Below are 15,850 nucleotides of genomic sequence, written 5' to 3' on the forward strand. Positions count from 1 at the left end.
GAAAAAATCATCCTGCAATTTGAGCTATAGGATACATACTTCTCAAAATCATCCTGCAAAATGAGCTATACGCCAAAAATTATTACTGTCCGCTAAACATAGAAATCCTTATTCCAACTCATTGAGACAAAATAGTTCGGATGACAGCATGTTAGAGACAAGCCTCCTTATTCATTTCCTGGTATCTCTGGTGGCGATCACATACCGCTCACCGCCGTTTCGACGGCTTATTTCAACTATTTTATCATGGTCGAGAGATTTTATCAGCTGACCATATACCGGCTGTCCGAAGAAAAAATATGATTCTGAGCTAAGTGCTTAAAGTACAAGGTTCTGCGATTAAATGCAGGTTGTATAGGTAACGATTTGGAAATGAGCCAAGTTCACTGATACACAATATTTTGAATAGCCAAAGAACGCTTACTATTTCTGTTGCAAAGGTAATACTTTGCGAGGAGAAGTGAGCGTCTTTTCCTTTTTTTCTTCTTGTCAGTGAAAGAAAAAAAGATATTCCCATATTCTATTGTATCTAGCATTGGTTTTACAAGCATAGAAGGTTACTTCTTTTTTATAAGTTTATGAGTTTGAAAAAAGGAAAGATTTCACATTCGGTACAATCCTAACCAACCATTTTGGAAAACGTAACTTCCTGCGTCATTTCGGCTAGCTTGAAGGTTATGTGTGTGAATGTATAGTTGGACCAACAGCTGTTACAGAAGCTACGAATATACCTCCTGTGAAATCTTTGCCTGTAATTCTTTATTCAAATTAAACATTGTCCAACGAGTGAAGATGTACTTTTGCTTTTTAGCAAAGCGCAATATCATTCGTTGATCTTTCATCTCAGCAATGCCCATCAATGTAAGGAGCTTTTGCTTATATGCATCATCCACAAAGGGACAAGTCATCATATCCGCCGTGAGAATCGTGAGTTCTGAATTGCGTTTACGCTCCGCCTCCGCAACAAGCCGATACTTTTTCAAAATCTTATCTTTCAATACTGTCTTTTGCCCATTATAACACTTGTGGTTAGCATAGTAATACATCAATATAATGCATGCGAATAGGTTATACTGCAAGTCACTTTTATCAATAAAAGATTTAATAACTTCAGGTGCGAACAGATATGCAGAACCTAATTCTTTGGCTAATATTAACAGATAGAGAGTTTCATGCAAGGTATTTCGATGTGAATCCGTTGTAGCCAGTACCAAGGCTATTTCATCTTGAATCTTCTTAAAAATAATGTCCTTGCTTATTGTTTGGAATCTAACCTCAGGATTAGTTTTGAAATCACCATGCCGTTTTGCATAGATAACAATGGTATTCATTATCTTCTGCAGTTTCAATGTAGTATTTACCTGTCTGTTGCTATTAAATACGAAGAACGCCACATCGACTATAGATACAAGATAAGTTGTAAGTTTCCTTTGTACTTTTTGTACATGAATTTCTACTTTATTTTTATCTGTATCTTCTTTTGACATCAGACGCTCATATTTCTTGAAGCCCATTTCATATCGATTAAGAAAAGCGTCAAGGCGTTGGCTCATTTTCTCAAGCAGATAGTTTGCTATATCGCAATATTCAATCCCACATTCCTTAACTATTGCTTTTATTTGAGTATTTACCCTATTTGCAGGCAGGTATATATTGAATTTCTTATATAGTATTTCCCTGTCTTTATCCGAATTTTCGTCTTCGGCTTCATCTTCTTTCTCCACATCCAAATTTGATTCTACTTCTTCCCAAAGTGGAGTCGAAAATATATGGCTAAATAAATATTCTATTCGCTGTTTTGCTATTGTAACCTTTGTTATAAAAGGTCTTTCAAACTCTTCAGTTTTGGACGGACTGATTTGTAATTTGAATTCTTTCAGCCATTTTGTTAGACTTTCCATGAAGAGACTCCTATCCTTTTCATCATTATAGAATAGGAAATAATCGTCAACATACCGATAACACTCATAGTTAGATTTCTGACAAAGCTTTTCTTCCAATAATTCCTGCTCAACCTTTTGGTCTATATACTGAAGTATAATCTCTGCAAAGATTCGAGAGAATTCCGGACCTATTACAATACCATTCGTTTCACGAGCATTGACCGACTGCATTAGATTGTCAAACGCATCACCAACCCATGAACCATGATATCCGGGCAAAACCTTCACCTTGTCCGCACCTCCTGCAGTCGCCCAACTTATAGTGTGGGTGTAAATACTGTCGAAACAGCTCTGTAAATCGAACTTCACAAGATGTTTGAATTTCTTTTCTGCTCGTTGGTATCTGTAATCCTCATAGAACTTGTATATATTTGAATACTTTTCGTAACTGAAGTAAGTTTTTAAGTTCTCATACTCATTGAAGAACAATTCAACTTTGTCGCTTTCATGTCCTAACAACTTTCGATGAAGTCGATCTCTATAGTAAAAGTATTGTGCTATCTTGTGTGGTTTGCGAAGAGAGTATTTACTCTGATTGCAAAGATATAGTATAGAATACTTATACTGATTATAAAACTCTACTACTTGCCACTGGCTATATGGATGTATAATTGATAGGGTTCTGTTCTTATTCGGCTTGTGAGCTATGTTGAAATGATAAGGATAGAATAGAGCATTTAGTCGATGTTGGAGTGTCCCGATTTCATTACCCTTTTCATAACATCCAAATAGCAATGCAGCAAAAGCATTCGCATACTTTTCATCCAAACGTTTAGATTGCTTCAAGATATTCCACGTGATATTATCAACCTTTTGTTTTTCACCAACCCATAAATACTTGGCAAGAAATCGATACAAATATCGGTTTGAGAATATTATAGGACATTCGTAGGGCAAAACATCGGAAAAGAGAACTCGCTCTTTGCTATAACTAAGTTTTATCTTCTTTCTCTTTCTCATACCCACGATGATTTTATAGTTCGTAGTCTCTGCTTCTTTACTTTGTAACGCTTGTGAGGATAATCAAATCCTTTTGTAAAAGATAGTAAAGCAAGCTTTCGTTTCAGTCTATCCTCTAGTACAGCCCTATCTGCAATTGCAATAGATGTCTTTGAAGAAAGACTCAGCCTACCTATGTTGCGACTCAATTGTCCATCCAAGTATGACAGATTTCTTTTATTATCCAATAGCTGATTGGAATAAAAGATGCCAACCTTAACTCCTTTCTTTACGTTATACAGATTTATGTTGCAGGTCAATACATGAAGTGCATCAAACAAATAGTGTGCTGCTACATCGAAACCTACTATATCAATCATATTGTCAAAAGTAGAGAACGACTTATCTATTCTATTTGTAATACTTTTCAATTTGTCTTGAGAGAGCGAGAATAGCAGACTATCTCTATTCTCATTGCCAATATGAATATTATATCCTAATAGATTGAAGTCTAAATCTATTGCATTAGCCGAATCATACATATAGCATTTTCCTAAGCCATCTGATGGTGTGTGTATTGTCAATCCCTTTTGAGAATAAATTTCCTTAAGTTCTTCAATGTACCAATCTATTGATTTATGGTATTCATCTCTGATATCAGGGTGAATAACAAGCACCATATCGTCCACATATCTACCAAGAAATAAAACACCTGGCAAAAATCTCTTTATCACCTCATCTATTTTGGACAAATAGAATTCAGATAGTAACGAACTGATAGCGCAACCTCGTGGAATACCAGTTTGTAAGGTTGGTACAAGTGGGCGTAGATTCTTGGCTTCAAACTCCTTTCGGATGAGTCCTCGCAAAAGGGATTTACTCTTTACATCAAGCAGATTGTTACCTTCCAAAGACTCAAACAACTTATCATGTGGTATCGACTCAAAACAGTTACAAACATCCGTTCGGATGATATAGTACCTGCTTTTATCCTCCCTCAACAACATTTTTAACTGAGAAAGTATCTCGTCGCGACTTGACATGGATATCTTAAACAGTTTTTTCACATTTCTGCAAAGAACTTGCATTGCGAAAAACTCTTCAGCTGTAGCTCCAATAGAATAAACTGGCTTCTGCGGATCTTTTGACGCATCTGACGTAAGATTGAAACGAAAACTACTTGACAAAATATTTAAAGATACTTTGCTAAGATGCTCTTGAAGCAAGGCTTTCTGTTGCAGGGCTTTTTCCTTCATCGATTGCTTTAAGTGGTCAATATGACTCGTTTCTTCCTCTGTACGCTCTGTCTTTTTCTTTCTCAATATCTCATTTAGTTCCTTTCTCATCTCACGATAGTTCTGAGCTGCATCCAAATATTCAAGTGAAAGATACCTTTTCTGCATCTTTCCCTTCCTATTTACTGCATTGAACGCATCATTCAGCGAATCGTAGTTATATGAGAAGCTATATTGAGACATCTCTTAGAGTTTGTCTATCTATCTATCTGTTTATTCATCCACTCCTTCCGCTTCGGTTTGGAGGTAATTGTTTTGCTTTTTATTTCGACAGAAAAGCGCAGTCACTGATACAAAATATTTTGAATAACCAAAGAACGCTCACTATTTCACTTGCAAAGGTAACACTTTGCGTGGAAAAGTGAGCGTTATTTCGTGTTTTTCTTCTTGTCAGTGAAAGAAAAAAGCGATTACAGTCGTTGCGAGCGGTTACGGTGAATGAGTTGTTGCCATTTCTGTTCGCACCAATCGGAAACTGATAGTCCGTTGATAGTAAGAATTGGCTGACGCTTCTCGTTAGTCGTGATACGGAGTTCTGCATTCTCCTCCGTGAAGTAGCGTTTGTACATTCCTGAATATGCCGTAGCCGTACCACGTACTGCCACCTGCCTTTGGTGCATCTTCACTACTGTATCATCATCAAATCCCATCTTGCGGAGCATCAAACGAATATTAAGCAAGAGATAGAAGCTATGAAAGAATCGCTTGATAAAACCTTGCTCTTCCTCATACACCTTGATTTCCTTTTGCTGTTCAGCTATGGTCTTGTCTTTGGCTTTGACGGTATCTTGCAGGAGTATAACCTCCTTACGGATTTCGGCATTCTCCTTTTCAGAAAGAAACCTCTGTTGTTCCATCTCCCTTTCCAACTCTCCGACGCATTTTTCTGCCTTGTCAAGTTCCGTATTCCCAAAAAGCGAGTAGAGTGTACCCTTTACACGAAGTTTCCCTGCCTGCTTCTCCAACTCCTTGATTTTCTTGATTAACTCTTCCTCCTCAAGTTGTTTCTGTTTCGTCTCTTTGAGCAGTTCCTTGTAATACTCCATATTGGTGCGGTGCTTGGCTTCCGAGCCGTACATACCTCTCTCCAACCCGAAAGACCTCATCTGTTCTGCGTATGTGGTTTGGTACTCCTCCAATTTCTTCGGGGTAAGCACATCATCGGCACAGAGCCGTACCTTGTCTTTCTTGACTTTGTACTTCCGCTTGCCGTTCTCGGCTTCTGCCTTGGCTTTTCGTCTTTCTCCTTTCACTATCGGCACCACCGTTGCATGAATATGTGGTGTTTCCTCGTCAGCATGAAGTGTGGCTGCTACCACGTTTGCCTTGCCAAAGGTGGTGTAAAGCCATTGCATCGTGCTGTCACACCACTCTTCTAAGCGACCTTCGCTTTCAAGTCGAAGCATATCCTCGTGGGAACCTGATAGGATAAAACGAAGTGCTTTGACTTGATTGTCCGCTACCTTTCGGTAGATGTTTGCCGTGGCAATGCGATGCTCAATGGCTTCCGTTCGGTTGGTGACATTTGCAGGAAATTGCACCAACTCACGGTTGAGGTGTGTGCGAGTTGCATCGACATTACTTGGCACGAATGTTCGCTCAATATGAGTGGTCATTGCCGAGTCGTTGCCACGTGCCTTGTCTATGTGTAATACTGCGTAGCCCATAAGTTGATGATGGATTTAAGGGGTATCCAAAGGGGCGAAGCTCCTTGGCTAAGGAGGGCTTTTTTAGCGGTAACGGAGTGGAGCGTGAAGAAAATGCCCTAATGAGCTATGGCATTTCTTCTAAATGCCGCTCCGCCCAATCCGAAACTCCCCCTTTGAGATGTTTGCATTCTCTGAATGCACAGAAGCTTTGTTGCTAAGTTTCTTTTTAGGAAACTTGCAGTTGGGAAAACTGCCATTGCTCTTGAAACAAAACTATCTATCTGCCTCTTGTTCTCTTTTAGTCCCTAAGGATACCCGGTTGATACTTGGTTTTAATTGCACTCTTTTGCCTTATCTGCGAAATCCACGCTTGACGACCGATTGCGGTTCCTTCTGTTTTTGTTCCATCACTTTCTGGCGAGAAACGTGATACTCGTTCAGGTCTTTATATCTGCCATAATGTCGGTTCATATCCTCTACTTTGATACCAGCCGATTGTATAGACTGGAGGGCTTGTCGTCCTGCTTGGTCGTTGTCAAGGAAAGCTCGAACGGAGTCAATGCCGTTCTCGTGAAGATAGGCAATAGCTCGTGAAAGATTGCTGACCGAGTTCAGCACGATGGAGGGTGAGATGGTTTCTTTTCCTTTCATCGTGAGAAAGGACAGGAAATCGACAAAGCCCTCAAAAATGTTGTGTGTGGTGTCTTTTGCACCCTCCTCACTACCGATAACGGAAATATCTTTCGGAGCGATTGTCCCTTTGAAATGACCGTTGTCCCTGAGTTCATATCCTCCTGTTCGATTGGGAAATCCTATGGCAGTGTAAGTTCTTCCGTCCACCTCATAGCACACGGAACGCAGATAGTGTTTGGCAAGCGAAAGGTCAATCTTCCGCTCCTCCTGCAAATAGCATTGCAGGTGTGGGGGTAGTTCCTCACTGATGCCGAGAATGCGCCTTGTGCTTGGGAATTGTTTTGATATTTCTTCCTTTGAAGGAGTTGCACGATGAAAGGAAAGAGCGTTCCCTGCCAAATGGCTCATTGCTTCGTGAGCATTGCACCTTTGCAACAACATCACAAGGTCTATGATGCTGCCACCTTTGCCTAAGCCGAAATCATACCAGAGATTCCGTGCAAAGTCCACTTTCAAGCTGGCGTTATAGTCTTCCCGATAGGGTGCATTGTAAAGGGCATAACTTCCGTATTGCTTGACGGGCTGTATGCCCCGAGCATGAAGGTAATCCGCTATGGATATTCCCTTAATACTTTGTAAGTCGTAATATTCGTTGTTCATTGCTGTTATTGTTGGGTTTGGGTTATTCATATTCATTGTTCGTTATTTCATTGTTTGTTCTGTTTTCTCTTTTTAGAGTTTTCCTCTTTTTATCCTACTACCCTTCGACACTCGGATAAGTGATTGACAGTGAAAAAGAAAAGTGTAACACTTCCCTCCATTTTATCTTTCTACTTATTCCTTCTACACCGTATAGCCATTCTTTCAGCTGTAGAAGCGTAGCAAGATAGTAGTAAGCTGTGTCGCAAGATGGACACCTCCTGCAATCCTTTCTCTTTCACTGTATTATCCTTAGTTGTAGTAATGTAGTAAGGAGAATAGAAAGGAAAAGAGGAATGAGTATAGTGAAGGGAGATAGTAAGAGGGTGCTATGGCGGCTACTCGGGATGAATCTTGCGAACTGCATAGACATATACGGGATTGCTGTTTACCCTGCGACACTCCCTTGTATAACCAGCCTTTCGCAAGGCTTCGCCCATCCGCTTGGGAGAGAGCTGCTGTCGGGTATAGCAGGAGAGATACCCCACTATCTCCGAATTAGTCATATAGAATCGCTTGGTGGCTTTCTCTGCATCCGAGGGAAAGGTGAAGTAGCGGAGCAATAGTTCCATTTCAGTCGTATAGATTTGGAAGGCTTCGCTATTATGGTGCAGTTCGATAATCTCCTCATCATTGAACCAATAGCGAAATCCGCTTTTTAGTAGTGCTTTTGCTTCGCTATACACAGCATCCATTGGGATTGTCTTGGCTCGGTCTATATCTATCGCCAATACCTCAAAAGGTAGGAAACGTCGGCTTCCTGTCGGGTCGGTGAGAAAATCGTTGCCATTGACCGAAGCCACGAAGTTCGCCAAGTGTGGTCGCTCCTCGATATGCTTCTCGTAAGGCATACGATACTTCACCTGTGGACAGGTAATGAGGTTCTTCAGTTCGTTCTCATCTCGCTTGTTGAGGGCTTTGAGTTGGTCGTCAATGTTGATGATGAGGTTTTGACCGATAAGGCTCAACACATCTTTCTCCTGTGGGTATATCTTTCCCGTATAGCGGTAGTCGGATAGGGCTGGCGGACAAAGGAGGTCAAGGAATGTGGTCTTGAATTTTCCCTGTTCACCCGTCAATACAAGGCAAGTATGGTTACAACACTGCTTGTCATCCATCGCATTGGCGACTACCGCCACCAACCATTTGGTAAGGTATTCCCTCCACTTATCGGGATTGGCTACGATTACACAATTAGCAAGTGCAGTTATTGCTTCTTGCTTCACTGCGTCTACAGCAGGTAAACTGTGGAAATAGGCTTGTACAGGATTGATCCGTGGAGAGAAGTCGCTTTCTATGATACTGTATAAGTTTTCTGATGAAGTCTGTACGTTGGCTTCCTTATTCAAGGCTCGTTTAAGCGTGTTGATGCAGTAGCGGTCTATCGCCACATAGTTCCCCGTTCCTCTTTGGCAATACTCGGCTCGGTTTAAGACGGTATTGTAACGGAACTCATATCGCTCCGAAAGGAACTCCTCTATTTGGATGTTCTTTGAGGTGTTGTCGCAGTTTTCTCTTTTCATTGTGCGAATTGCTTTCTATTACTTGGTTTTGATATTTGGCACGTTCTCGATTACCAAAGCCAAGTTAGGCAGGCTTTTTCGCAGAGCCAAAGGTGGCGGTGTTCTTGCATCAAAGTACATCACTTTTCTTTGCTACGACACAACGAGAAAGCCCCTTTTCGCCCAACAATGGAGGAAAAGGGGCAAAATAAGTGTGCGGATAGTACGGTGAGAAAGTGTGAGGTCTGCAACGATTCGCAGAGTTTTGCACTTTTCGTAAGGAACAAATGACTTTTAGAGCGATGCAAGAGGATTTGAAAAGGGAAAAATAGGGGAGATATGATGCGTGGACTTCCTGCCGTTTCCCTCTTCTTCCCTGCTTATCACGACCTCTTCGGAAATCGAAATCCACTGCTTACTTTTGCGTCAGAAATCAATAATCACGCAAATAAAACAACAACGGAAAATGAGATTTACAGCCATTGACACCTCCGCTTGGGAGGAACTGAAAGAGAGTATCGTGGAACTCACAGACTGCTTCAACGAGCACTTTGCTCCACCTGCCGAATTACCCGACCTATTGCACAATGGGGATGTGTGCCGAATACTGAATATCAGCAAGCGGACACTGCAACATTACAGAGACACTGCGGTATTGCCCTTTATTCAGATCGGGCATAAGTGCTACTACAAACGTGAGGATGTGGAAGCTCTCCTCTCGAAGTCTAACCCTCATAAAAGCTAAACGACTATGGAGTTTGAAACGATCAACAAAGAAACACCAGAGATGAAGCAACTCATCTCGGGCATTAGAAACCTTACAAAGCATGTACGAGCAACAGCACAGACACACCGTCCACTATTTGAGGGCGAACTCTACCTCACAGGGCGAGAAGTCTGTGAAAGGCTTTTCCTTTCTCCACGCACCTTGCAGGACTATCGGGACAAAGGAATACTGCCATACACGCAGATAGCTGGAAAGAAACTCTATCGCATGTCTGACCTGCAACGAATTCTAAAAGAGAATTATATAAACAGAAACCTACATCAATAACGGTGCAGGTTTTTCTTTGTTCCACCTCTGATTTTCTCTGTTTTTTCTAGCGGTTTGTGTTAAATGCTTTATTTCTCTCTAGAATCTCACAGAAAATCTATAATTTTGCAGTTGAGCATATAGTGTGCTCATACATTTTAGTAAAAAAGAGGCGTTATGTCTTCGTCTTGTATGTCCGAAGCCTGAGAAACTTCAAAAAGTAAGCAAGAGAAGGTATGATAGTCTCCACGCATATAGCGTGGGGCTGTTATTTCCACATCTACTTACAAAGGTTTTCTCAGGGCCTGGACATTAAGACGTGGAGCATACAGTTCCACGCCTTTTCGTATTAATTAAAAACTTCAATATGTTTAACTTTAGAAAAAAAACCTCGGTAGCGTCAACTCTACGAAAGAAGATTGCTTCTTCATTTGACACTTCAGTTCGAGATGCTATCAAAGATTTGGGTAGCAATGACCCATTATTTATGGGACTTATGGTAAAAGCTGCCATTGGCTATTTGTATCAAGCCCTTAAAAATAGTAATGAAATGGAAGTTCTTTGTTCTATTAACGGATTGGATTATCAATCTATTTTAGAAGATGAATGTAATAAAGCACTACAAAAATATTTAGAATAATGAAATGGTTTATATTTGCCGTTATAGCCATTATTCTTTGGGCTATAAAAAATGCAATCTTCAAGAAAATAGATGAAGATGAACAACGATCACTATCAACTCCCGGTAGAGCAAATTTTATTCGTGAGCATTATCAAGGTGTGATTGATTACATTTTATCAAATAGTGAATATCAAATTATTTTTGAAAGAACTGATGCAATTAAGATTGGCACATCTGACAAAAAAGAATATTTAGCAATTCATCAATCGTCTGGAGGATTGCTTATAGCATTCATAAAATATAGCAGTGTTCAAAAAGAATGGCATTTTTCTCGTGGAGAGACTGAGAAACATATAATTTACGAACTTCAATCATATATCTAAAGTTTTATGTGGGGCTTTATTATAACTATTGTCGTTTTAATAGTCATCAAATTTATTTATGACACAGTAAAACAATCTTCTAAGATTGCAGCTGATGGTGGTATTAGAAAAAAATATTCAACTCTCGTTGAACATTTTTTATCAGGTCATCCTAATTGTAGGATTATTCAAGAAACTAATACTTTTGTATCAGTAGGAGTTAGTGGGGCGGGCGGTTCTCAAGTTTTCTCTATATATCCCTCATACGGAAATGTTACCATTATTATGCAAATAAAGAACAACCCAATTATGGGAAATTTGAAAAAAGAATGGACTTTTCTAGAAAATATGGATCAAGAGGATATGATTATCAATATAAACAAGGACATGGAGAAATTTATGTTCGATTTTTCAAAACGCTTTGAATAATGGGATTTTTCAAGACTTTACTTTCTGCTGGACCTGCGCTTAACAGGTTAGCAAAAACGTGTGACGAGTGCTTAAACTGCATTGAGCACTATAGACTTACCAATAATTTTGATGAAATTATAAAAGCAGCTTGGTTATACACTTATGGAATCCAAAACTCATTAGAAAAATGGAATTTCAATCCCTTCTCTGCTAAGATATTCATTCCAAACCACCAAAACTTAGGTAGAATACCTATCAATCAGGCTGTCTTTATTATTCTTGGATATATTTCAAAAGAAGCAAAGGAATGGGGAAGAGAAGAACTTATAACGGAAATAATAGAAATGGGTAGTGCATACTTTAAATATGATTATCTTTGTTCTATGGAGCTAAAAAACAGATTAAAGCCTTAATAGCATGAAATATACTTCTTATCAAATCAGACAAATGTCCTGGGCTGAGTGGAATGCCACTATGGCAAATGAATTAAATTCTGCTGGATTTAGATGTCGTGGGTTTAACGAAGAAACAGGGAAATGGGAAAATAATAGGAATTTATATAGAGCAGATAGTTCTGACCCTAAAATATTTATACTCGGTACTGTTGATGGTGCTAGGGAATATGAATATTTAAAAAGTATAGGTTTACTTAATAATGGTAGATGTCCAATGTGTGGTGGCAGTATTGATGGGAATCCCGCTCGATTCACTTCTGGATATGACCATAATGCACATTTTCAAATATGCCAATCTTGTTGCAATAGAGGTAGAAAAAGAAGTCTAAATCATGCAAATAATAGCGGTTGTATTATTGCTCTACTGCTTTTACCTTGGCATCTAATCAAATTGTTATGGTTATTCTTGTGAAAGACCATTGACTACTTTCCTTATCCATTATTATACAGATAATTACCCAAAAAAGATGTCCATATCTTGTTTGCATTCAATTCCTACATTTCTCTATCAGCCTATCCATATCCTTTGAAATCTTGCTATCTGTGATTTGAGCGTAGATCTGTGTGCTGGCAATGGAGGCATGTCCCATCATCTTAGCAATACTTTCTATCGGCACTCCTGCTTCCAATGTCAGTGTACCGAAGGAATGGCGACCAACATGAAAGGAAAGTGGTTGCCGAATACCACAAGCCAAACCAATAGCTTTGAGGTGCATACCTATCTGTATTCTACTCAGCGGTGTTGCAAAGATGGTGCTGTCTTCTTTCTTGTCTTTTGATGGGTAAAGCGAGAGTATCTGTTCGGCTATCGGGTGCAGGGGCGTAATGCTCTCTACATCGGTCTTCTTTCTGTACTGACGGATATAACGTATCCCTGCATTGTTTGTCTTGATATCACAGTACCGCAACTTGCTCACATCGGCAAAAGCCAAGCCTGTGAATACAGAGAAGAGGAATATCCTCCGCACAAACTCTGCTTCCTTGTTTTGAAAGGGCATAGCCAAAATACGAGCAACATCTGTCTTACCCAAACAGCGAATCTTCCGCTCCACTCGCTCATACTTTGCATCCTCAAAAGGATTGTAGCGAATAGTTTGCTGACTTACCGCCCTATACATCAGCCGACTTAGCCAAAAGAGAGTTTGTTTCGTTGTCGATAAGGCATAGCCTTTTCGCTTGAGATGGATACGATAATCATCGAAAAACTCCATGGTAAGGGTCGTAAGAGGAATATCTTCTTTTCCCTTACTCTCCACAAACAATTCCAGTTGTCTATGGTAGCAGCGGCAACTTTGGTAGGTGTTTAATGCTCTTGTAGATTGAACTATAGACAATTCCTCTCGGCTAAGAACAAGTAAGGAGGTCGGATTTGCTCCAACTCCTTGTAGATGGTTCTTTAGTAACTCGGCACTCACTGCACCAAATTGCAAAAGCAAAGTATTATAGCCCTGCTCAATCTTCTCTCGAAATGCTTGCAAACGTTGATTCTGTTTCTTGTCATTTGTCTCTTGTCGCTTCACGCTCCAATTGTTGGGAGAAATGCTTTCTCCTGTGGACATCACTACTTTTGAACCGTCTATCGTAATACGGCAAAGGATAGCCGTAGTGCCATCTGTTTTCAGTTTGCTACGATTGATGTAGAATAGGATCTTAAATGTACTGCGCATAATCTTAAAGGCTAAGGGTTAAATCTGAGGTGAAAGAGAGAAAGCGACCAAACTCCTCGAATACTTTCGTTGGTGTTACATGAGCATATCGTTCAGTAGTCTCAATCTTGCTATGCCCAAGCATTTTACTCACGGTTTCAATCGGCACTCCATTCTCTAAGGTTATTAAGGTAGCAAAGGTGTGCCTTCCGACATGTGCGGTCAAGGGAATAGATATTCCAGCCTTCAGCTGTAAGGCTTTGAGCAAAAATCGGTAGGTCTCATAAGTGATTGGTGGCAACAATCTATCTCGTTCATCCGAATGATAGGTGTCGAGCAATGCAATAGCTTGGGAAAGAAGTTTTACTCGACAGAGGGTATCGGTCTTCTGTCGTCTAAACTTCAGCCACATTGCTCCTGCATCATCCTGCACAAGATGCTCTTTGCTCAGGTTCATCATATCACAGAAGGCTGTACCTGTATAGCATGTAAAGAGGAAGAGATTGCGAGCAAGAGACAATTCTACCTCGTAATCTTCTAATTGAATATTCAAGATCTTCTCCAAAGAAGACCTATCCAATGCTCTCGGTAGTTTGCTCTCTCCTCGGTCTACTTTGACAAGATCAAAGAGAGGGCGGTCAATCAGTCCTTCACGAAAAGCCAAACGGCATACCTTCTTTACAGCCAAAGTCATCTTGCGATAATAACTCTGAGAATGACCATGTCTACCGACACTATATTGATGCAAGCCGTCCAAGAAGTCCTCGGTTAATTGTCCAAAAGTAATGTCGTTTGTGTGGTATCGCTCTTGGATAAAGACTTGCAGATGCTTCTTGATCATATAGTAGACCGAGTGCCAGCGTTTCGAAATCTCCACCCCGACAAGTTTCTTCTCTTCTTCCACCATTTGGTCGTATCGCTGCAAGAACGTGGTTCGCCCCTGCATTGAGCCTTGAAACAGCTCCTTGATCTCTTTGGCAGAGAATTCTACTCCTCTATCACATAGAGTTTGATACGCTCTCTGTACAGAGAGGAGCAACTGGTCCAATTTCGCATTGGTAGCCACTGCTTCACGACTCTTGCCATTTAGTCGGCTTTCTCGAGTATTCCACAACTTGGGATTACAAGACAGCTTACTGCTAAACTGAGCCACCGTGCGATTGTAGGTTATTCGCCCCATAATCGGAGCTTGTCCCGACTTATCCAAACCGTTCTTTTTGAGGTAGAGCAACACCTTCATTTTGTCTTTCTGCATACGCTTCTGTTTTATGGGCAAAGTTACCCGTTTTTGAAGCGTTTTCGGTTATGCAAAATATTGTGGTTCAGCGCATAAACATCATAATGAAAGAAATTGTCTTCCCTGTGCAAACTGCTTATCGTTACCTCGCATTATCCACAAACATTTGACTAACGATTTGGTAACGTATCTTATGCACAAATCCACATTTTCTGCACTTTCACCATCAAAGCAGTACACGGCAATAATCCGTATTTCTCACACATTCTCAATCACTTACCATCAATCTACATAAATCAACCTTTTTCTTGCATTTGTCCGAAGAAATGTGTACTTTTGCCCATGTTATCTAAGTTTGGGAACAAAAGCAAAGATAACAAAAAGGGCTGATACCTCGTGAGAAGTGTCATCCCTGAATTTGTATCTTACCCAAAAGTTTAGCGGACAGTAATATTATGGAATATTTGCGTATTTCATTTATTTCTTCTAATTTTGCAATTAGCATTTAGTGTAACTGCTGTGTTTTTATATTTATCAACATCAACCAAAACAATTTAGTTATGAAAATTAGACTTTGTGATTCAGAACTGAATGCGAATGAAGCGAGAATTAATGATTTTCTTTCACAGAAACAGATGTCATGTATTGTGGGTGGAAGTCGTTCGTATGATCCAGATGGTTCAGACTCAGAAAAGGATGTTAAGGACAAGCCTGTCATGCCCCCGATCTATCCCAATTATTCGGAATCTACTTATGTGAATTACGGACCTGGACCTAGAACGAAATGATTACTCGTTGTCTAGTCTAGAATGTCTTAGAAATTTAATTTAAGCGGCATATAAGTTGGAGTGAACTTATCATTTTCGCCTCATTGCTGCTTATTTTGTTATTGGTAGTTTATGTCACCAATGTAAGTTGCGTCTGTTGCGTTTGCTGTTCTTCATCTTAAAGGTTTATGAATATAATAAACGCAAATGCAATTTTGATAATGACTTTCTATGTGAATGCTTGTTAAGTAAATTTATAAAGACTATGAAGTATACGGAGTTAATTCTTAAAGTAAGTGGGCGCTGCAATTTAAATTGTGATTATTGTTATGTCTTTAATAAAGGTGATAAATCATATATGAGAGAACCGGTCAGAATGTCAGAGGAACTGATTAAGCCGGTCGTAATGCGAATTAATGAACATTGCCAGAATAATAATATATCGCATTTTTTGTTATTTTTCATGGAGGTGAACCTTTATTGCAGCCTAAATCCTTCTATAAAATGTTTGTTGAAACGGTTAAGAACATCATTCACAAAACTCACGTGTCATATGGATTACAAACCAATGCTACACTTTTAAGTAACTAATCAAAATTAAGCGACATGTTTAGAGAAGTTTATACGCAACCCCTTTCCGATATCTGCCAAAGCTCT

Annotated in this window: 14 protein-coding genes; 7 read left to right on the plus strand and 7 right to left on the minus strand. The window is 39.8% G+C overall.

Annotated features, from left to right (window positions below; translation table 11 throughout):
• Positions 1 to 719: 719 nt before the first annotated feature.
• The 5 genes from drt3b to AC1DCD_RS09295 form a co-directional block, all read right to left on the minus strand.
• On the minus strand, positions 720 to 2,903 hold the full coding sequence (gene drt3b / locus AC1DCD_RS09275) for an antiviral reverse transcriptase Drt3b (protein WP_231551754.1): 2,184 nt from the start codon (positions 2,901 to 2,903) through the stop codon (positions 720 to 722).
• On the minus strand, positions 2,900 to 4,360 hold the full coding sequence (drt3a, locus tag AC1DCD_RS09280) for an antiviral reverse transcriptase Drt3a (protein ID WP_464641242.1): 1,461 nt from the start codon (positions 4,358 to 4,360) through the stop codon (positions 2,900 to 2,902). The genes drt3b and drt3a overlap by 4 nt, the downstream gene beginning before the upstream one ends.
• Before the next feature lie 227 nt (positions 4,361 to 4,587).
• Entirely contained in the window at positions 4,588 to 5,844 is a 1,257-nt protein-coding gene (gene mobV / locus AC1DCD_RS09285; RefSeq protein WP_036856678.1) for a MobV family relaxase, read from the minus strand.
• A gap of 333 nt (positions 5,845 to 6,177) precedes the next feature.
• Positions 6,178 to 7,119, minus strand: coding sequence for a toprim domain-containing protein (locus AC1DCD_RS09290; RefSeq protein ID WP_019036772.1), 942 nt, complete (start codon positions 7,117 to 7,119; stop codon positions 6,178 to 6,180).
• Between the two features lie 377 nt (positions 7,120 to 7,496).
• Positions 7,497 to 8,681, minus strand: coding sequence for a VapE domain-containing protein (locus AC1DCD_RS09295; RefSeq protein ID WP_019036773.1), 1,185 nt, complete (start codon positions 8,679 to 8,681; stop codon positions 7,497 to 7,499).
• A 445-nt stretch (positions 8,682 to 9,126) separates the two neighbouring features.
• On the opposite strand from AC1DCD_RS09295, the gene AC1DCD_RS09300 reads away from it, so the two are divergent.
• The 7 genes from AC1DCD_RS09300 to AC1DCD_RS09330 all read left to right on the plus strand — a co-directional run bounded on the left by AC1DCD_RS09300 (position 9,127) and on the right by AC1DCD_RS09330 (position 11,955).
• A complete protein-coding gene (locus tag AC1DCD_RS09300; RefSeq protein ID WP_081618445.1) occupies positions 9,127 to 9,405 on the plus strand; it encodes a helix-turn-helix domain-containing protein in 279 nt (92 codons plus the stop codon).
• Between the two features lie 6 nt (positions 9,406 to 9,411).
• Positions 9,412 to 9,714 carry a helix-turn-helix domain-containing protein gene (locus AC1DCD_RS09305; RefSeq protein ID WP_019036774.1) on the plus strand — a complete coding sequence of 101 codons (303 nt, stop codon included), beginning with the start codon at positions 9,412 to 9,414 and terminating at the stop codon, positions 9,712 to 9,714.
• A 346-nt stretch (positions 9,715 to 10,060) separates the two neighbouring features.
• The gene (locus tag AC1DCD_RS09310; protein WP_036856676.1) at positions 10,061 to 10,333 is read left to right on the plus strand and encodes a hypothetical protein; all 273 of its coding nucleotides are present in this window, start codon (positions 10,061 to 10,063) and stop codon (positions 10,331 to 10,333) included.
• Positions 10,333 to 10,698, plus strand: a complete 366-nt coding sequence (locus AC1DCD_RS09315; protein WP_019036777.1) for a hypothetical protein — start codon at positions 10,333 to 10,335, stop codon at positions 10,696 to 10,698. The genes AC1DCD_RS09310 and AC1DCD_RS09315 overlap by 1 nt, the downstream gene beginning before the upstream one ends.
• Before the next feature lie 6 nt (positions 10,699 to 10,704).
• Positions 10,705 to 11,106 carry a hypothetical protein gene (locus tag AC1DCD_RS09320; RefSeq protein WP_019036778.1) on the plus strand — a complete coding sequence of 134 codons (402 nt, stop codon included), beginning with the start codon at positions 10,705 to 10,707 and terminating at the stop codon, positions 11,104 to 11,106.
• Positions 11,106 to 11,501, plus strand: a complete 396-nt coding sequence (locus tag AC1DCD_RS09325; protein WP_019036779.1) for a hypothetical protein — start codon at positions 11,106 to 11,108, stop codon at positions 11,499 to 11,501. Before AC1DCD_RS09320 ends, AC1DCD_RS09325 begins: the two co-directional genes overlap by 1 nt.
• Positions 11,502 to 11,562: 61 nt before the next feature.
• A complete protein-coding gene (locus tag AC1DCD_RS09330) occupies positions 11,563 to 11,955 on the plus strand; it encodes a hypothetical protein (protein WP_154648200.1) in 393 nt (130 codons plus the stop codon).
• Between the two features lie 76 nt (positions 11,956 to 12,031).
• On the opposite strand, the gene AC1DCD_RS09335 is transcribed toward AC1DCD_RS09330, so the two are convergent.
• Both AC1DCD_RS09335 and AC1DCD_RS09340 read right to left on the minus strand, forming a co-directional pair.
• A complete protein-coding gene (locus tag AC1DCD_RS09335) occupies positions 12,032 to 13,210 on the minus strand; it encodes a site-specific integrase (protein WP_036856675.1) in 1,179 nt (392 codons plus the stop codon).
• Positions 13,211 to 13,214: 4 nt separating this feature from the next.
• The gene (locus AC1DCD_RS09340) at positions 13,215 to 14,444 is read right to left on the minus strand and encodes a site-specific integrase (protein WP_036856673.1); all 1,230 of its coding nucleotides are present in this window, start codon (positions 14,442 to 14,444) and stop codon (positions 13,215 to 13,217) included.
• Between the last annotated feature and the right edge of the window lie 1,406 nt (positions 14,445 to 15,850).

The sequence above is a fragment of the Prevotella sp. C0209C1 genome, assembly GCF_056583855.1.